This window comes from Moraxella bovis, from assembly GCF_002014975.1.
GTDB lineage: Bacteria > Pseudomonadota > Gammaproteobacteria > Pseudomonadales > Moraxellaceae > Moraxella > Moraxella bovis.
In genome coordinates this window covers 1-18,536 of sequence record NZ_MUXV01000005.1, presented here as the reverse complement: position 1 = coordinate 18,536, position 18,536 = coordinate 1, and the positions used below count along the sequence as shown (strand labels likewise).

Sequence of the window (18,536 nt, the reverse complement as noted above, 5' to 3'; positions counted from 1 at the left end):
GTTTTCTTTGTAGCATACTTTTTTGAACCAGAGCCAATATATTTAATATAGTTATTTAGGTAGCACTTATGCAACGTCTTAAAATCGTATTTAGTGGTCCTATGGGTGCAGGTAAGACCCAGGCCATCTCTAGTCTCTCTGACATTCCTGTGGTCTCAACCGAGGTCATGAATACCGACCTTGATACCAACGCCAAGCTTTTGACCACAGTCGGCATGGACTATGGTGAGCTGACCATTGATGGTGGGGCAAGTATTGGTCTTTACGGCACTCCAGGACAGGAGCGTTTTAATTTTATCTGGCCCATTCTATCCCAAGGTGCTTTGGGCGTGGTGATTTTGATTGATCATTCGGCACCTGATTCTGTGGCAGATTTGGCACATTATTTAAAGACTTTTGATAGCATTTATGATGGTCGTATCGTGCTGGGTATCAGTCAAGTGGACAAAATGCCCGAGCGTGAATTCTCCATTTATCGTGATTATCTAGCGAGCATTGGGCGTAACTTACCACTATTCCCTGTGGACATGCGTAAACGTGAAGATGTCTTGTTGCTCGTTGAGAGTATCATCGCTAGCCTAGAACAGTCTGAGTAAATCACTTGACAACACTGACATACAAATAAACATCTTGGAGTAAAATAATGAGCCTTAGTCCTTTTAAATTGGATTCTAATCGTGTCAAGCCTGCTGAGCAATTTGTGACACTTTCAAAAGAAGTGCTTCATGAGTTGGTGTATTCTACCACAGGCGTAGATGGTGTATTACTGGCATCGACCGATGGTTTTGAAATATCATCTATCTTTCAAAAAAACTATGATGGCAATAAACTCTCAGCAGTGGGTTCATCCATCTTGGCACTGGTACAAGCCTTAACTGCCGAGGCTCAGCTGACTGGGTGTCGTTCGGTGATTCTGGATGCTGAAAATGGCAAAATTATGATTAGTGCCGTGCCAAATGTCAATCAGCCCATGATCTTGATTGTGGTCACCAAACAGCAGGTTCTACTCGGGCAAATCATGCACGCCATGAATAAAGCCACCACTCGTTTGGTGGAGCTTGACGGCCAGCATCACGGCAAATAAGCACATGAATCATCACTCAACAGTCCGATATCGGGCTGTTTTTTGTTTTTATAAATAAGATGATGATTGTAATGACTTTTATTATTGATTGATACATAAAAATGTATGAATTGTTAATTAGTGTTAGAATAATTTGGTTTTTTGGTATAAAATACACAATTTTAGTCGGCAATTGCTCAGACAGTTGTTAGTCTAATTGTAATTGGTACAGATATATACCAAATAAATATAAATGCACTTTAAAAATAATTATTTTAACAATTGTTTTTAATGCGACAAAATAATTTTTTAATTAAACATATTAAATATTTATGCATTAATGACAAGTTGATTTTTTTGATGCATGACAAGTGAAGGCAAGTTATGGGCGGTTTATTAGATTCACGATATAAAAGCCTGCTATTATCTTTGGCAGTCTTTTTGGCATTGGTGGCGGGCATTTTGGGGTTTAACTATCATGCTAACCAACAAGTTAACAAAATCTCTAACTTCTTTGATATATTCGGTTATCTAAGTGATGAGTATTATAATGTCAACTTATTAACCCAGCGATTGCAAGTTGCGACTGAAGAAGAGCGACCTGAGGCGATAGCGACACTAAGAAAAAGTGTGGATGCGGTTGATGAGTACATGCGTCTTTATGAGACAGGTGGCGAGTATCAAGTCGAAGACAGAACGGTGCCTGTCGAGGCACTCACGCATCCTGAGGATGTCCAAGCATTTAACGAGTTAAAAGCATGGTGGACGGATTATAAACAACGCCTAAATCCTGTGCTAGATGGTCAAGCAGACCTCAATCCTGTGGCAAGACATATTTTTGATGAGTTTGACGAAAACGTTTATGGTTCAGTTCTAGTGGTTTGGGACAATCAGACTGCTAGAGGTCTAAAATGGACGGCTCTTGCCAGAAACGTGATGATGGCAGGCTTTGTGCTGGCAGGTCTGTATTTTATTTGGTTTGTGTTTTATTTTTTAAAAAAACTGACCGCATCTGACCGTAACCTACAAATTGCCCGTCGTCAAACGACCAACATCTTAGATACAGTGCAAGAAGGTCTGTTTTTGATTGACAAAAACTTTGTCATCTCGGATGCTCACTCTAAGAATCTAGAAGTCATCTTGGGGCGTAAGGACATTGCAGGCATTACCTTGACCGAGCTGTTGCAAGGCATGGTAGGGCGTGATGATATTGAAGCAACCAAGCTGTTTGTTGAACAGCTTTATAATCCCTGGGTGGTATCAGAGTTGATTGGGGATTTGAACCCACTACGACAAATCAAAGTAAACGTCATGAACGAGCAGGGAGATACGGTGTTCAAATACCTGTCGTTTAGCTTCTTGCGTGTTCAAGAGAGCGAAAACGACGAAGTTGAAGAAATCTTTGTGAGCGTTGTTGATGTGACCGACTCGGTATTACTTGAAAAAACTTTGGAGAGTGAAAAGGCACAGCATGACCGTCAGATTGAGATGATTGGACACATCCTAAACGTCGATATCAACGTACTAAATCAATTCATCAATAACACTTATGAGCGTGTGAGTGAGATGAACGAGATTCTAAGAGTCGAAGGTCAGCTACATAACAAAGCCCAAGCCCTATTTAGAAAAATGCACAGTCTAAAAGGCGAAGCATCTGCCATTAAGATGGGTAGCTTTGTGCGTCTTGCCGAGCAAGGCGAAGAGAATCTGGTGCTAATTCGCAATCAAAACACGGTCTCAGGTCAGGACTTTTTGGGCTTTACGATTATTCTAAATGACATTTTGGATTTGAACCAATTTGTAGAAAAACTCTTGCAACGCATTAGCCGTGTGGCAAAAGAAATAGACAAAGATGATGTCGGGCAAAGCGTACAAAGTGTGATGATGCAGACAGATGACAAATCTGCCACTGTCGCCCCAAGTAGTCATTCGCTAGATTGGCAAAGCTACTTTGGTGATTATGCTCAGCAAATCGCCGAACGTCAAGGCAAAAAAGTTAAGGTAAACTTAACAGGTTTTGAAGATATTCAGATGACTGATAAGCTCAAAAAGTTCTGCCAAGATGTCGGCATTCAGCTACTTAAAAATGCCATCGCTCATGGCATTGAGACACCTGATGTGCGTGTGCAGGCAGGTAAAAGCGAAGTAGGTCAAATCAAGCTAATGCTTTTAAAATATGGCAGTCAGCTACGCATGAGTATCATCGATGATGGGGCAGGCGTGGATTTGCAAAAACTACGTCAAAAAGCCACTGAGATGAATCTTATGACTGCTGAACAAGCATCAAGCTTGCCCGACAGTCGTCTATACGCTATCATGTTCCGCTCAGGTGTCTCAACTGCCAATGGTGTCGATGAAGACAGTGGGCGTGGTGTGGGCATGGACATCGTGCGTGAGTGGGTCAAAGAAGTTAATGGTAAAATCAATGTCGAGAGTCAGCCAGGGCTAAATACAAAGATTGTCATCAACTTTGATGCACAGTAATATAAATAAAAACAGACCTGAGTGGGGCGTGCCTGCCTTTGATTTTAATGAGAATTTTATAATTCAAATCAATTTTTGCATGAAAATTGGCTAAATCTTGTGGCTTGAAGTCAAAAGCTTGTTTGATAGAATGACTATCAAACTTCACTTTTTTCTTGAAAAACGTGCGATTTTTCTCATTTTTCATTGCAAATACCAAAGGCGGACACGCCCCAGGTTTGTTTGTGATTTTTAGATTTTGGAGCAAAGAATGGCTTATCGTCTGATGATTGTTGATGATTCTAATATTATTCGTAACCGCATTGAGCGTTGTTTTGAGGGTAGTAGTATTGAGATTGTGGCGACCGCCAATAATGGCGTGGATGCCGTATTAAAATTTGATGAATTTCGTCCTGATTTTATTACCATGGACTTGACCATGCCACAGATGGGTGGACTTGAATGCATCAAGCGTATCGTGGGCAAAGGAACGGGCGTGAGTATTTTGGTTGTCTCGGCACTCTCTGATCGTATGACGGCATTACAAGCCTTGCAAGTCGGAGCAAGGGGTTTTATTTATAAGCCGTTTAATGACGAAGAGCTGATTGCAGGCATGCAACGCTTGATTGAACTTAGTGCCAAAGCTAAGAAATAAGTAGCCAGTTGTGAGTATTGGGGTCATTGTCGTTATCGTTGCTGTGCTGTTTGTGCTTGGCAACATCATGGGCTTAAAGCCAAAGATGAGTGAAGTGCGAGTGGGTGACATGCGAATGTTTGCCCGCAAGATAGACTTGCACCCCAAACTGGTTGCCATGCCCGATTGGCTAAGACAGCACAAAGAGAGCGGGCAGGACAAGCAGACAAATAATCACGGCATGATAGCCCAGTACACCGTCATTAATGACAGCTGGCAGTTGCTTGCCAAACGCTTGCTGTGGACGGGGGGCGACTGGCAAAACAAAGATGGCGTGCCTGTCAGTGTGGGTATACCCCCCGAGCCACTACTGCCCTATATCCAGGGACTGACCACCAAAGCCAACAGCGTAACCATTTACTGGTACGATGAAAAATACGCCAAAAGTTTTGCCATCAAAGACGAGCAAGCGATGTCAATCATGGAGCAGGATTTGCTCGCACTCAAAACCTTTTTGCAAAGCGTGCAAAACATCAATACCCCAAAGTCGTCCCGCTAAGCAACCACTTGTGTATAAAATTGTTAAAATATTTTACCAGACTATTGACAAAATGCCAAAGCCCCCTTATAAAGTGAACATTTTAACATTATAAGACAAATAGGCAACCCATGGCACTTCCCAAAAAACCCAGCACACGCACCAAAAATACCGTCAAAGCCACAAAAGCACCCACCAAAAAAACAACCAAAACTGCCAAGGATGACATGGCAGACACCCCCGTGTCGGGCAAAGGCAAAGCCCTAGTTATCGTGGAATCCCCCGCCAAAGCCAAAACCATTAACAAATATCTAGGCTCGGGCTATATCGTGCGGTCTAGTGTGGGTCATGTGCGTGATTTGCCTGTGTCGGGGACGGGCAAAGCCGAAAAAGCGGACGAGTCGGGACTGTCTCGTGAACAGAAGGCGTATAACGCTCTGGTTCGCCGTATGGGGGTCAATCCTGAGAACGACTGGCAGGCGGTCTATGAGATTTTGCCCAACAAAACCAAAGTTATCAAAGAGCTAAAAGCCCTTGCCAAAGACGCTGATACCATTTATCTGGCAACGGACTTGGATCGTGAAGGAGAGGCGATTGCATGGCATTTAAAGGAAGTCATTGGCGGCAGCGACAGTAAATACAGCCGTGTGGTGTTTAACGAGATTACCAAATCCGCCATTACCGAGGCCTTCAAGCACCCCAGTAGCTTAAATTATGACCGTGTGAACGCCCAGCAAGCTCGCCGTTTTCTTGACCGTGTGGTCGGTTTTATGGTGTCGCCTCTACTGTGGGCGAAGGTCGCTCGTGGCTTGTCGGCAGGGCGTGTGCAGTCGGTTGCCACTCGCCTTGTCGTGGAAAAAGAGCGTGAGATTCGTGCCTTTACGCCCACCGAATATTGGCAAATTCATGCCGATACAGTGAGCAGTTCAAAAGAAAATATTTATCTAGAAGCCGTCCGCCAAAATGGCAAAGAGTTAAGCCTTGTCAATGAACAAGAAGCGGTGGCGGTAGTTGATATTTTAAACAACAATCCCTTTATCGTGTCTGACCGTGAGCAAAAGCCCACCCAGTCCAAGCCGTCTGCTCCTTTTATCACGTCCACCCTACAGCAGTCGGCAAGCACACGCCTTGGCTTTAATGTCAAAAAAACGATGATGCTCGCCCAACGTCTGTACGAAGCAGGCTACATCACTTATATGCGTACCGACAGCACGTTTTTGAGTGCCGACGCTTTATCAAGTGTACGAGCGTACATTGAGACCAATTATGGCAGTCAATATTTGCCAAAATCGCCCAACGTCTATGGCAATAAACAAAACGCCCAAGAAGCCCACGAAGCCATTCGTCCGTCTGATGTGGCGGTGTTGTCGGCTCATCTAAAAGACATGGAGCGAGATGCCCAAAGGCTTTATGAGCTGATTTGGCGACAGTTTGTGGCGTGTCAAATGCCCCCTGCCCAGTACCTATCCATGACCTTGACCGTGTCGTCTGGCAATGTGGAATTAAAGGCAAAAGGGCGTGTCATGACCTTTGATGGCTACACCAAAGCCCAGCCCCCTACCAAAAGCGATGACGTGCTACTGCCTGATGTCAAAGTGGGCGAGAGTTTGACGGTAAACGAGATTATCCCAAGCCAGCATTTTACCAAACCGCCAGCCCGTTATACCGAAGCGAGCCTTGTTAAAGAGCTTGAAAAACGTGGTATCGGACGACCGTCCACCTATGCGTCTATCATCTCCACCATTCAAGAGCGTGGCTATGTCCGCACCGAAAACAAACGCCTATTTGCCGAAAAAATGGGCGACATTGTAACCGACCGCTTGACAGGCAGTTTTCCTGACCTTATGGACTACACTTTTACCGCCAATTTGGAGGATAAACTTGACCATGTGGCAGAAGGGGATGTGGATTATAAGGCGGTGCTTGATGAGTTTTACGGCGATTTTAAGGGCAAATTAGAAACCGCCAAAGCTAAAGACGGCATGAAACCCAACGACCCCACGGACGTGCCTGACGTGCATTGTGATTTGTGTGGTCGTCCCATGCAAATCCGTACAGGCGGTACGGGCGTGTTTTTGGGCTGTACAGGCTATAACTTACCGCCAAAAGAGCGGTGCAAGGGAACAAAAAATCTCATGGCGGTGGAAGCCTTTGCCAATCAGACGGCAGACGATGAGTCGGACGAGGTTTTGTCGTTATTAGAAAAAAAGCGTTGCCCAAAATGCCACACGGCAATGGACGGCTATATCGTGGACGGTGGGTTGAAATTGCACGTTTGTGGTAATAACCCTGACTGCGATGGCTATTTGTTAGAAAAAGGCGTGTTTGACACCCACAAAGGCAATGACGCACCGACCATTGACTGCGACAAATGCGATGGGCAAATGGAGCTAAAAACAGGGCGGTTTGGGGCGTATTTTGCTTGCCAAAAATGCGACAACACCCGCAAAGTTCAAAAAGACGGACAACCTGCACCGCCACGCATGACGGCGATCCCCATGCCACATTTGCGTTCAGTGCGGTTTGATGACCATTATATCTTGCGTGAAGGGGCGGCAGGGCTGTTTTTGGCGGCGTCTAAATTCCCCAAAATCCGTGAAACTCGTCCGCCCAAAGTGGCAGAATTGCAAGCCATACAAGGCGAGCTTGACCCCAAATTCCACTATCTACTATCCGCCCCCACAACCGACAATGACGGCAACCCGACCATATTACGTTGGTCTCGCAAAAATGCCGAGCAATATGTCGGCTCAGAAAAGGACGGTAAGGCGACCAAGTTTGCGTTGGTGTGGAGAGGTGGGGCTTGGGTTGGTGAGTGATATGAAAAAGTTGGCGGTACTCATTGATGCAGATAATACATCTCACAAGACCATAGGGCTTGTGCTACAAGAGATTGCCAAATATGGCGTGCCAATCGTCAAGCGTGTCTATGGCGATTGGAGTAGCGAGATTAATGAAAACGGCAAGCCAACCAATCGCTTGCACGTTTGGCGTGATGTTTCGCTATCGCATGCCATTACACCCATTCAGCAGTTTGCCTACACCAAAGGCAAAGATGCCACGGACATGATGCTTATCATCAATGCCATGGATTTGCTGTATGGCAATCAATTAGATGGCTTTTGTATTATATCAAGCGACAGTGATTTTACTCCGCTTGCCAGCCGTATTCGTGAAAGTGGCTTGATGGTTTATGGATTTGGCAAAATCCAAACACCAAGTGCTTTTATCAATGCGTGCGACAAATTTATTTATATAGAAAATCTAACTCAAAGCTATGTGGAAAATGATACCAATGAAATACTTGATAATAAGGAAAATTCATCACTACTGATGGAAAAAAATAAAGCCATGAACAGTCAAAATAGGCTGTCAAAAGACAGCATTAAGCAATTATCTGATGATGTTATTCAAAAACCAACAATGCTCAGTCAACAGGTTGCAATAGATGAGCCAACCCTACAACTTATCTATAAATCTATTAAAGATATTGCAGATGACGATGGTTGGGCGAATTTATCTACGCTAGGCAATCACTTGGCAACCATTAAGCCTGATTTTGATACAAGAACTTATAGGCGTGCCAAGCTACCAGGATTATTGCAAGCATTAGATTTGTTTGAGATAAAACTAGAAGGTTCACAAAAATTTGTAAGGAAAAAACCCAGTTTCGCCAAGGTGCTAAAAATCGTTCATGATGTGATAATAGATTATCGTGGTTTAAATGAGTGGACTTCTATCAATCTTTTAGCAATTGAGATTGCTAAAAGAAACCCAGATTTTAATCCTAGAATTTTTGGCTATCAAAATATTCAAGAAATTATCAAAGCCATCGACAGTAAATATTTTGAATTAGATGCAGATAAAACACGAATTAAACTGTTGTCAATAAAAGAGAAATAAATGCAACAATATTACCTTGCATTTTTCCTAATTTTCTCGTACAATGGTTAAATAATTCTCAATTTGTTTTATTTTTAACCATGCTTTTAAGGAGCTATCCATGAGAAAATTTGCGTTTGCCCTAACGGCTGTTGCCCTTGTATTGACAGGCTGTAACAACACCAAAGCACTTAATGAAACTGCCAGTGCATCAGCGGTTATGGCATCAGAATATCAACCATTTACCAAGGCTTTCTTGTGCGATAACGGCATCGCACCATCTCTGTACTACCCTAACGACAGCCAAGCCCAGCTAACCTTAGAAGGCGTGACCACCACCTTAAATATCGCACCTTCAGCATCAGGCGAGCGTTATGTGACAGATGCTGGTATCTTCGGTCACGGCGGTGAATGGCACCAAAAGGGCGACATGGCGGTATTTAGCTACAAAGGCGTACATGGCAACCCTGCCCAAGTGAACTGCACCGCAGAATAATCAATAGCCTACCCACAAAACACCGCTTGGTCGGTGTTTTGTTTTGTCTTTTAAATAGGAAAATTATGACAAAGTTATTACGTTTGCTAAGTTTTTTGGAAGGGATATCTTTTATCCTACTTTTGGGGATTGCCATGCCCTTAAAATACATGATGAATAAGCCATTTTTGGTGCCGTATGCAGGTATGTTTCATGGCGTGATGTTTGTTGCTTTTATCGTGCTACTGCTTGTGGTGTGTCAGGTTAAGGGCTGGTCTTTGAAGGTATTTGTCATCGGGCTTGTGGCATCGATTTTACCGTTTGCCCCATTTTGGTTTGAGCGGTATATTCACAAGCTTGAATTGGCAGAAGATGAGCTGATGGCGGATGAGTGATAAAATAAAAAAGCCCTGACAAACATCAGGGCTTAAAATATGGCGGTGACGGAGAGATTCGAACTCTCGATACGCTATTAACGTATACACACTTTCCAGGCGTGCGCTTTCAACCACTCAGCCACGTCACCAATGGGGGCGAATTATAGCAGAGTTTTTTAAGTTTGTCATCTTTTTTATCGATTATTCGTGATAAACTTACAAAAATACCCATCGGCAGTTTGTCGCTTTTTATTTGTCAGTTTTGGCAAAATAAGGTAAAATATAAGCCATTTTGATTTAAGAGAAAGTCTGTGCCTAGCTTGCCTGATTCACTAAAAGATGTTTTAGCAGACAAAAACCTAGACATCCCCATGGCGACCGTCATTGCAGTGGCAGTGCATGCCTTTGTGATTTTTGGGGTGGGGTTTAGTGCAGGTATGTCACCCGATGAGATGGCGCAGGAAGTGGCAACGGTGCTAAGCGACAACAAAGAGAAAAACGAAGACGCACGCTTTGTGGCGAACGCCAGTCAAGAGGGGGGCGGAGAAGTACGTCAGCAGTTGCGTCAAGAGACGACCGAGATTAGTCCTGACACCAGTGATGACATGGAAGAGACCCAAGACATCATCAACCTACAAAAACAAAGCCGTCAGCAAGCCTACCAAGAAAGCTATCTTCGCACCACGCTGTCTGTGCGTTATGTCAATAGCCAAAATGACAATGACAGCGAGAAAAAGCAAGACAACCTAGAAGCCCAAGAAGAACGTATCCGCAAAAAAATCCGCACGCTAGAAGCTCAGCTGTCCCAAAAACAGCAGGTCTTTGCATCCAAATCTAACATTCATACGGTCAATAGCAATGCGACCACGCATGGGGTGGCGGCAGGATACTTGGAGAATTTTCGTCGCCATGTGGAGCGTATCGCCAACCAATATTATCCTAGTGAAGCACGTCGCAACAACATCATGGGCGATGTCCGTCTGATGGTGGTCATCTCGCCTGATGGCTATGTCAAAGCCATTCGCTTGCTTGAATCATCAGATTCTGCCATTTTGGATGAAGCTGCCAAGCAATCGGTACGCCAATCTGCTCCTTATGGGCATTTTGATGAAGAGATGGGCGAGCTTAGCGAGCTTAGAATCATTCGCACATGGCGATATAGTGATAAGATTGAAGTGACCAATTAATCAATGACCAATTAATAATTAATGTCCCCGACCATGACTGAAGATACCAAACAAACCTCATCACCGATTCTTGGTGAACTAAAAAACAGTGCCGAAGAGTCTGCCGAGCGCCTAGAAACCACAGCGTCAAGAACAGGCGAAGTGGTGGCGGAAACCACCCGAGAAGTCGTGACAGGTACGACCAGAACCGTAGAGACTGCCAGTGACTACACTTTGGAGCTGCTGGGCATTACGGTGGATACTCGCACACTTATCGCCAACTCTGCCGAATTTGCCGTCAAAGCGGTGCTTGCCATCATCATTTTTTATGTGGGCAAGTGGATTGGTAAACACATTGTTAATCTTGCCGAACGTGCCATGGTGCGTAGCTCGATGGACGGCACGGCGGTCAGTTTTCTAGGTAATTTACTTTATGGGGTCATCTTGGCAGCGGTCATCTTGGCATCCTTAAACCAGCTTGGCATCAGTACCACGTCTTTTGTGGCGGTACTTGGAGCCATGACAGTTGCCATTGGTGTGTCCTTAAAAGACCAAGTGTCTAACCTGGCGGCAGGCGTGTTGATTGTGGTATTCCATCCGTTTCGTCGTGGTGATTATGTAGAAGTGGGTGGGCAGACAGGCACGGTGCAGGAGATTACACTGGTAAATACTCGCATACGCACGCCTAATAACCATGAAGTCATCATTCCCAATGGCGATATCATGACATCGGCAAGTATCAACTATTCATCCCTGCCTAACCGCCGTATAGAAGTACCTGTTGGCATCGGTTATGACAGTGACATTAAGACCGCACGCCACATCATGATGCAGATAGCACAAAAGCATGAGTTGGTACTAAAAGACCCAGAGCCTATCGTGCGTGTTACCGAGCTTGCCGACAGTTCGGTAAATCTTATCATGTATGTATGGACAAATAATAATGACTGGTGGGCGGTGCAATGCGACCTGTTAGAGCGCATCAAATATGCCTTTGATGAAGCAGGCATTAACATTCCTTTTCCCATCCGCACACTACAAATTGATGGGCTTGATGACATGTTGATGGCTGCCAAAGGCATTGATAACCATGAAGTAAAGATGAAGTAAACGACAAAACAGCCCATGTTTATCTTAGTTTATTCATCAATTACACAAACCCAGTCCATAATTCAATGGGCATAAAGCAGAATAAATACAAATTGCAGGTGTTCTATGGGTCACCTGCAATTTGCGATAAAATAACCTGTAGCACCACTCATGCCCAGTGATTATCTCGGCTCATCTAAGCAACCATCTATTATAATGACTATCATCATGACTACCCCAAATTCTGTTCTTTTTGTTTGTCTTGGCAACATTTGCCGTAGCCCATCTGCCGAAGCCGTCATGACAGAACTTGCCAAAAATCAAGGGCTTACTATCCGCTTTGACTCGGCAGGTACGGCAAATTACCATACAGGCGAACGCCCCGACTCACGAGCGATAGACGTTGGCGTTACGCTTGATTTTGACTTGACTTCTTTTAGGGCAAGACAGTTATCTAAGCAGGATTTTTATGAGTTTGACATAATTTTTGCGATGGATAACAACAACTTAGCCAGCATCAAAAAGGTGATGCCGTCCGATGCTACCGCCCAAGTTGTGCTGTTTGATGACTTTACCAAACAAGAAGTTGCCGACCCGTATTATGGCGATATAAGGGACTTTCAGGCGATGTTTGGGCATATTGAGCGTGTCAGCCGTGCGTGGCTAGACCTTTGGCAAAGTACAAATCAGCACGGAAATCATCATGGCTAACATTCTAAATAACCACGACTTATCGCACAACAACACCATGGCTCTGTCCTGCACCGCTCGCCATGCGATGATGTTGGACGATATTGACACGCTTGGCGATGACATCACGACCGCCATAGCCTTTGCCAAACGCCACGATTTACCGCTATTTGTCCTATCCTACGGCAGTAACGTGATTTTGCCAAGTGTGCTAAACGCCCTTGTTTTATTGCCAAAAATACAAGGCATTGAGATTTTGCAAGAAGATAATGAGTGTGCAACCTTGCAAGTCGCTTGCGGAGAAAATTGGCACAATTTTATCAAAACTTGCCTAGATAAAGGCTATTTTGGGCTTGAAAATCTCGCCCTAATCCCCGGGCTTGTGGGGGCGTGTCCTGTACAAAATATCGGAGCCTATGGCGTGCAAGTCTCTGATTTTATTACAAAAGTCATCGCTTACGATTTGACAGACGGTCAAAAATGCGAGTTTGACAACACCGCTTGCAAGTTTGAGTATCGCCACAGTTTTTTTAAGAACAATGCAGGGCGGTATTTGATTAGCCATGTCGTATTTACCCTTCACAAACAGCCAAAAACCCTAACCAATTATGGTGATTTGGCAAGTTTGGCACAAGAACTTGCCAATAAAAACGGACGAGATACCCCCCACCCCATTGATGTATTTCATGCGGTCATTACCATTCGTAATAGCAAACTGCCAAACCCTGCCGTTTTGGCAAATTGTGGCTCGTTTTTTCAAAATCCGATTATCCCCATGAGCGAGTTTATCGCCCTAAAAGAGCAATTTGCCGACTTGCCAAGCTATCCTATCAATGACGATGCTATCAAAATCCCCGCAGGGTGGCTCATTGACAAGGCAGAGTTAAAGGGCAAGGGGGTTGCTCCAATTTTGACGCACGACAAGCAAGCTCTGGTGCTAACCAACCACGCCCCACACACCGCCACGCAAGACGACATTCGCACGGCTCAGGAATTTATCGTGCGGACAGTACAGGACAAATTTGGCGTAACCTTGGTGCGTGAGCCTGTGTGGGTGGATTGATGAGCTTAGGGCGGTGGATTTGGCGGACAGTCAAGGTGATGGCGGTGGTCGGTGGATTGACTGCCTTATCTATCTTTACACCCATTTTTGCCAATGTGGGGGTATTTGCCCTTGATGTGTTTAGCAAAATTACCCTAGACACCGCCCAAAATCCCACCGCTATGACGGTGCTGGGGGGCGGACTTACCAAAAAAGATGGCGTGATTGTGCTGAATCATTATAGCCAAAGCCGTGCTGACACCGTCATTACATTGTACGCACAAACGCCCCTGCCTATCATCACAAGCGGAGCTGAGTCGCCGTGGCTAAGAGAACACATAAAAACTGCCCACCCCGAAGCGGTCATCGTGAGCGATAATGCCAGTATGAACACCTGCGAGAACGCCACCTTTACCGCCAAACTCATGAGTCATCACGAACTGCCCAAAAGCATCTATCTCATCACTGACCGCTATCACATGGCACGGGCAAGACGACAATTTGCACGGGCAGGCATCGCTACCGCCCCACAACCTGCACCGCTTGCCGTACCGCTGACATGGGGCGACAGGGGTAATAACTGGACGCATTCACGGCGGACGATTTATGAGATGGTGGCGTTGGCACGGGACATATTTCGCCCGCAGGACAACTGCCGTACGGCGGATGAGATTAGCCTAGAAGAGATTAGCACGCCCAGACGTGAACCCAAAATATTTTTCTAAATCATACGCTTATTATTTTAAAAATATTTTTAAAAATTTACAAAAAAGGCTTGCATTATTTAAAAATTTAGCTATAATACGCACCCATGGAAGCTTGGCAGAGCGGTTGAATGCACCGGTCTTGAAAACCGGCGTGGGTTTGTAGCCCACCGAGAGTTCGAATCTCTCAGCTTCCGCCATTATTTAAAAACCGTCCTTAGGGGCGGTTTTTTGTGTTGATTGGGAAAAATTATGTTTGCTTATATTGCACAGGGCTTCTTGGTGTCGTTTGGGTTGATTGTGGCTATCGGAGCCCAAAACGCCCACGTCCTAAAACAAGGACTGCTAAAACAGCACATTTTTTGGGTGTGTTTGACCTGCTTTTTGTGTGATGCGGTGCTGATGAGTGCAGGCGTGTTGGGGTTTGTTGGCACGCTTATCGGACAGAGTAAGACCGCTTTGCTTATCCTTGCCGTGGTTGGCGTGCTGTTTTTGTTTTGGTATGGTTTGCGTGCGTTCAAATCAGCATGGCAGAGCGGGGCAAATCTGATGGTATCGGCTGAAAGTGATAAAGATGGCGGTGGCAAGAGCATCAAGCAGAGCGTGGGCATCACCTTGGCACTGACTCTGCTAAATCCACACGTCTATCTAGATACATTGGTGCTGGTCGGGAGTATCGCATCCCCTTTGACTGCTGACCAAAAGCAGTTGTTTTTGATGGGAGCGGTGGGAGCGTCCGGGGTGTGGTTTTTTGGCTTAGGTTATGGGGCAAGGCTATTAACCCCGTTATTTAGCAAACCCAAAACATGGCAAATATTAGATGCCATCATTGGCGTCATCATGTGGATGATTGCGTTGGGGCTGATAAAATATGCTTATGGGGTATGGGCGGGTTAAAATTATCATTATGTTTTAAAAATGTTTTAGAATAAAATCGCCTTTTAAATTAACCTACTCTACCAAACCTAATCACGCCATTTGGGATAAAGTCATTTATTTTTGGGCGGTTTTGGGCTAAAATGTGTGAAATTTTTCCCAAAAATCATCATGTCCCTTATCCGTAAACGCAAACTCACCAAAAACCAAACCCGCCAGATCCAAAAAAACCAAGAGACCATCATCGATGACGGCACTTTTGCCACAGGGGTGGTGGTGTCGCATTTTGGTAAGCAGTTAGACGTGCAAATCACTGCCTTGCCCGACATCATGCCACAGACGGCGTTGGCACTCGGGCAGATATGGCGGTGTCATGTTCGCACCAATCTGCCCATGCTGACCACAGGCGATACGGTCAAGTTTAGCATCGATGATGTTGCAGGCACAGGACGCATTGAACAGCTACTGCCACGCACGACCCTAATCACTCGCCCAGACCGTTATCATAAGGTCAAGCCTGTTGCCAGTAACGTGGCGATTTTGGCGATTATTTTTGCCCCCTTGCCAAAGCCTGCCACAGGGCTGATTGACCGTTATATTCTCGTGGCACGGCTGGCAGGCGTTACGCCCCTGCTTGTACTAAATAAGGCAGATTTGTTAGATGATCACCCCGATGTGGTGCAGATTTGTCAAGAATATCAAGCACTTGGAGGGCGATACGGTTTCGATGTTATCCAAAGTTCGAGTATGGATAGGACGGGGCTAGATACCCTGATATCGCACATCACAGGCAAACTTGCCATCTTTGCAGGGCAGTCAGGGGTGGGCAAATCAAGCCTAATCAACCAAATCCTGCCCCATGCCGAGCAGTCCACGAACATCATCTCGGTAGGCTCGCAGTTGGGTCAGCACACCACGACCACCAGTCGTCTGCTCGCCTATGACGTGGGCGATTTGACTCAAGGCGGGATTATTGACACCCCTGGCATTCGTGAGTATGGCATTTGGCATTTATCGGCAGATGACATTTTAAAGGGGTTTGATGAGTTAAATGACTTGCATGGGACGTGCCAATTTCGAGATTGTAGCCATGCTCCCAACGCCAAAGGCTGTGCGTTCTGGCAGGCGGTGACGGACGGGGCGGTGCTGTCTCGGCGTGTGGAGAGCTTTAATGAGCTGGTCGCAGAAGCCAAGCAAGGGGCAAGTGTGATAAAATAGCCCAAAATAAGTGCATTTATGACAAATAACAGGTATAATATCAGCTTTTGAAATTTTGGAGCAGTCATGGAGCGTTGGTTTGAGTTTATGGGCAATCACCCGTTTTTATTCGGGCTACTCTTTGTCCTTGCCATCATGTTTTTTAGTATTGAAAATAAACGTAGCGGTAAAAAAATCGCCCCCCAAGCGTTGGGGTTGCTGGTGAATAACGACAATGCGACATTGATTGACATTCGCCCTGCCAATAAATTTGCCACAGGGCACATCGCAGGCTCTCTCAATATTCCTTTTACCGAGCTAAAAAATCATCTGACCGAGCTACAAGCGATGACTACCCCTATTGTCTTTATCTGTGATATCGGCATGCAGGCGGGCATGGCGGTGCAACTGGTCGCCAAGCCCAATGCCATGCGACTAGAGGGGGGTATTGCCAATTATCAAGCACAAGGCTTGCCACTGGTCGGAGCGACAGACAAAAAAGGCAAAAAATAACCTGTTAGGATGTGTTAATACCAAGATGAGCGGTCTTGAAGTTATGCCAATCGCCCCCATTTAAGAATCTGTACATTTACCAAAAAGAGATAATATGAAACCTGTAACCATTTATGTCAAACAAACCTGCCCCTATTGCATTAACGCCAAGCGACTGCTAGAACACAAGGGCGTGATGTACACCGAGTTTGACGTTACCAAGATGAGTGAGACACAGCTTGAAGAAGTTGCCGTTAAGACCAATCATTACCGCACTGTGCCAAAGATTTTTATTGGCGACACCTTTATCGGCGGTTTTGATAATCTAAACAAACTAGACAGAGAAGGTAAACTTGACGAGATGTTAAGTGCCTAAATGGTTTAATTTAGTTTTAATGTAAGTTTAATTTTAAGTCAAAGGAGGCTATCATGGCTGACGAACAAACCGCCCCACAACTGGGTTTAGAGCGTATCTATGTCAAAGACATCTCACTTGAAGTTCCAAGTGCCGAAGTGTTCACCAAAGAGTGGCAACCTGAGTTGGACATCGGTCTGACCACCACCAGCTCTGACCTAGACGAAGACCACAAAGAAGTAGTATTGACCGTGAGCGTTACCGCCAAAAATGCAGGTAGTACCGCATTCATCGCTGAGGTACAACAAGCAGGTATTTTCTTGCTACGCAATATCCCAGAGGCGGACATGCCACATCTATTGAACGCCTACTGCCCGAACGTGCTGTTCCCTTATGCTCGTGAGGTCATCAGCGACATCATCGCTCGTGGTAGCTTCCCACAACTTCTGCTTGCTCCTGTCAATTTTGACCAAGCGTTCCTACAAAGCCAAGCCCAAGCCGAAGGCAATGCCTAATCGCTAGGCTATTTTATCATTTGATTGATAAAACAAAAACCCAAAAGCCTCATGCTTTTGGGTTTTTTTGTGCGTGATAATATCAAGCAACAATCTCTACCGCACCGTGGTCATCGCAGTGGTCGCCATGCTGATAGTGCAAACGTCCGTTCACGATATAGCAAATGTGGTCGCCATGTGGCACGGCTTCATGTCCACAGCCTTCGCCATGAACGTGACCCGTGCAGTGGTGAGCTTGGTTGCACTCGGCGGGGTTTTGTTCGCTGACTTCTAAGACGTGTTCGTCCACGTGGTCGCCATGCACATGGTGCAAATGTCCGTCATGTAGATAGTCCACGTGGTCGCCATGACGAATGGCGGTGTGTCCACAGCCTGTACCGTGAACGTGGTCGTGATTGGCGTGAATGGTGCAAGTCATGATGTGTTCCTTAAAATGAAAAATAAACGGTATTGATGATAATCAATGTCCATATTCTAAGCACATCATGCCACAAAGTAAAGGTTATAGAATTTCAAAAGGGTGAATTTTTGAGGTTTTTATAATAACTTTTCATGTATTTTTATTTTTAAAAATAAAAAAATTATAGTTCTGATAATTCCTCACCAATACTAACAAGTTTTTTTAAAACCTGAATATAATCCTCTTTTTGTTTTAACAATTCATCCCTGTGAGCGATGATTAAATTTAATTTTTCTATTTCTAGTTTTAATTTGTCAATTTCGGTTTGTAGTTTTTCGTTATTATTATAATAATTGTTATTGCCGTGATAATTTTCACCGATTTGATAGACCACGCTTTTGTTGTCTGTTTTTAGCAGTTTAAATAAATTCACCCCAAATAATTTAGCAATCTCGTCCAATCGCTCTAAGTTGGGCAAACTTTTGCCTGTCTCTATTTTGGCATAGCCTTGTCGTGTTAGCCCCAATTTTTCCGCCATTTGCTCTTGTGTCCACTGGCGGTGTATCAAGACACACCGT

Annotated in this window: 21 protein-coding genes and 2 tRNA genes; 20 read left to right on the top strand and 3 right to left on the bottom strand. The window is 45.0% G+C overall.

Features of this window, described 5'->3' with window-relative positions:
- Positions 1 to 68 precede the first annotated feature (68 nt).
- The 9 genes from B0182_RS01190 to B0182_RS01145 all read left to right on the top strand — a co-directional run bounded on the left by B0182_RS01190 (position 69) and on the right by B0182_RS01145 (position 9,450).
- Positions 69 to 596, top strand: a complete 528-nt coding sequence (locus B0182_RS01190; protein WP_078273191.1) for a GTP-binding protein — start codon at positions 69 to 71, stop codon at positions 594 to 596.
- Between the two features lie 47 nt (positions 597 to 643).
- Positions 644 to 1,084, top strand: coding sequence for a roadblock/LC7 domain-containing protein (locus B0182_RS01185; protein WP_078273190.1), 441 nt, complete (start codon positions 644 to 646; stop codon positions 1,082 to 1,084).
- 363 nt (positions 1,085 to 1,447) lie between these two features.
- Positions 1,448 to 3,547 (top strand): ATP-binding protein, encoded by a 2,100-nt coding sequence (locus B0182_RS01180; RefSeq protein WP_078273189.1) that lies wholly within the window; start codon positions 1,448 to 1,450, stop codon positions 3,545 to 3,547.
- A gap of 250 nt (positions 3,548 to 3,797) precedes the next feature.
- Positions 3,798 to 4,181, top strand: coding sequence for a response regulator (locus B0182_RS01170; RefSeq protein ID WP_078273187.1), 384 nt, complete (start codon positions 3,798 to 3,800; stop codon positions 4,179 to 4,181).
- Positions 4,182 to 4,191: 10 nt separating this feature from the next.
- Positions 4,192 to 4,719, top strand: a complete 528-nt coding sequence (locus B0182_RS01165; RefSeq protein WP_078273186.1) for a hypothetical protein — start codon at positions 4,192 to 4,194, stop codon at positions 4,717 to 4,719.
- A gap of 206 nt (positions 4,720 to 4,925) precedes the next feature.
- A complete protein-coding gene (topA, locus tag B0182_RS01160) occupies positions 4,926 to 7,517 on the top strand; it encodes a type I DNA topoisomerase (protein ID WP_112742789.1) in 2,592 nt (863 codons plus the stop codon).
- On the top strand, positions 7,441 to 8,601 hold the full coding sequence (locus B0182_RS01155; RefSeq protein ID WP_244893628.1) for an NYN domain-containing protein: 1,161 nt from the start codon (positions 7,441 to 7,443) through the stop codon (positions 8,599 to 8,601). Before topA ends, B0182_RS01155 begins: the two co-directional genes overlap by 77 nt.
- Positions 8,602 to 8,701: 100 nt before the next feature.
- The gene (locus B0182_RS01150; RefSeq protein ID WP_078273183.1) at positions 8,702 to 9,076 is read left to right on the top strand and encodes an MliC family protein; all 375 of its coding nucleotides are present in this window, start codon (positions 8,702 to 8,704) and stop codon (positions 9,074 to 9,076) included.
- A 65-nt stretch (positions 9,077 to 9,141) separates the two neighbouring features.
- Positions 9,142 to 9,450 carry a DUF3817 domain-containing protein gene (locus B0182_RS01145; protein ID WP_078273182.1) on the top strand — a complete coding sequence of 103 codons (309 nt, stop codon included), beginning with the start codon at positions 9,142 to 9,144 and terminating at the stop codon, positions 9,448 to 9,450.
- Between the two features lie 40 nt (positions 9,451 to 9,490).
- Here the strand turns inward: B0182_RS01145 and B0182_RS01140 are convergent.
- Positions 9,491 to 9,581: transfer RNA gene (locus tag B0182_RS01140), tRNA-Ser, on the bottom strand.
- 162 nt (positions 9,582 to 9,743) lie between these two features.
- Here B0182_RS01140 and B0182_RS01135 point away from each other — a divergent pair.
- The 11 genes from B0182_RS01135 to secB all read left to right on the top strand — a co-directional run bounded on the left by B0182_RS01135 (position 9,744) and on the right by secB (position 17,558).
- The gene (locus B0182_RS01135; protein WP_228157781.1) at positions 9,744 to 10,619 is read left to right on the top strand and encodes an energy transducer TonB; all 876 of its coding nucleotides are present in this window, start codon (positions 9,744 to 9,746) and stop codon (positions 10,617 to 10,619) included.
- 33 nt (positions 10,620 to 10,652) lie between these two features.
- Positions 10,653 to 11,708: a mechanosensitive ion channel family protein gene (locus B0182_RS01130; RefSeq protein ID WP_078273226.1), complete on the top strand. Its 1,056-nt coding sequence runs from the start codon at positions 10,653 to 10,655 to the stop codon at positions 11,706 to 11,708.
- Positions 11,709 to 11,915: 207 nt separating this feature from the next.
- Positions 11,916 to 12,398: a low molecular weight protein-tyrosine-phosphatase gene (locus tag B0182_RS01125; protein ID WP_078273181.1), complete on the top strand. Its 483-nt coding sequence runs from the start codon at positions 11,916 to 11,918 to the stop codon at positions 12,396 to 12,398.
- Positions 12,391 to 13,440: a UDP-N-acetylmuramate dehydrogenase gene (gene murB / locus B0182_RS01120; protein ID WP_078273180.1), complete on the top strand. Its 1,050-nt coding sequence runs from the start codon at positions 12,391 to 12,393 to the stop codon at positions 13,438 to 13,440. The genes B0182_RS01125 and murB overlap by 8 nt, the downstream gene beginning before the upstream one ends.
- On the top strand, positions 13,440 to 14,144 hold the full coding sequence (locus B0182_RS01115; protein WP_078273179.1) for a YdcF family protein: 705 nt from the start codon (positions 13,440 to 13,442) through the stop codon (positions 14,142 to 14,144). Before murB ends, B0182_RS01115 begins: the two co-directional genes overlap by 1 nt.
- 88 nt (positions 14,145 to 14,232) lie before the next feature.
- Positions 14,233 to 14,323, top strand: a tRNA-Ser gene (locus B0182_RS01110).
- A gap of 52 nt (positions 14,324 to 14,375) precedes the next feature.
- Positions 14,376 to 15,020, top strand: coding sequence for a LysE/ArgO family amino acid transporter (locus tag B0182_RS01105; protein ID WP_078273178.1), 645 nt, complete (start codon positions 14,376 to 14,378; stop codon positions 15,018 to 15,020).
- Between the two features lie 150 nt (positions 15,021 to 15,170).
- Entirely contained in the window at positions 15,171 to 16,217 is a 1,047-nt protein-coding gene (rsgA, locus tag B0182_RS01100; RefSeq protein WP_078273225.1) for a ribosome small subunit-dependent GTPase A, read from the top strand.
- A gap of 66 nt (positions 16,218 to 16,283) precedes the next feature.
- A complete protein-coding gene (locus tag B0182_RS01095) occupies positions 16,284 to 16,709 on the top strand; it encodes a rhodanese-like domain-containing protein (protein WP_078273177.1) in 426 nt (141 codons plus the stop codon).
- 94 nt (positions 16,710 to 16,803) lie between these two features.
- Positions 16,804 to 17,064, top strand: coding sequence for a glutaredoxin 3 (grxC, locus tag B0182_RS01090; protein ID WP_078273176.1), 261 nt, complete (start codon positions 16,804 to 16,806; stop codon positions 17,062 to 17,064).
- A gap of 53 nt (positions 17,065 to 17,117) precedes the next feature.
- Positions 17,118 to 17,558: a protein-export chaperone SecB gene (gene secB / locus B0182_RS01085; protein WP_029103669.1), complete on the top strand. Its 441-nt coding sequence runs from the start codon at positions 17,118 to 17,120 to the stop codon at positions 17,556 to 17,558.
- 82 nt (positions 17,559 to 17,640) lie between these two features.
- Here secB and B0182_RS01080 read toward each other — a convergent pair whose 3' ends face one another.
- Both B0182_RS01080 and B0182_RS01075 read right to left on the bottom strand, forming a co-directional pair.
- A complete protein-coding gene (locus B0182_RS01080) occupies positions 17,641 to 17,976 on the bottom strand; it encodes a hypothetical protein (protein WP_062498976.1) in 336 nt (111 codons plus the stop codon).
- A gap of 163 nt (positions 17,977 to 18,139) precedes the next feature.
- On the bottom strand, positions 18,140 to 18,536 hold a 397-nt coding region (locus B0182_RS01075), incomplete at its 5' end, for a helix-turn-helix transcriptional regulator (RefSeq protein ID WP_342351452.1).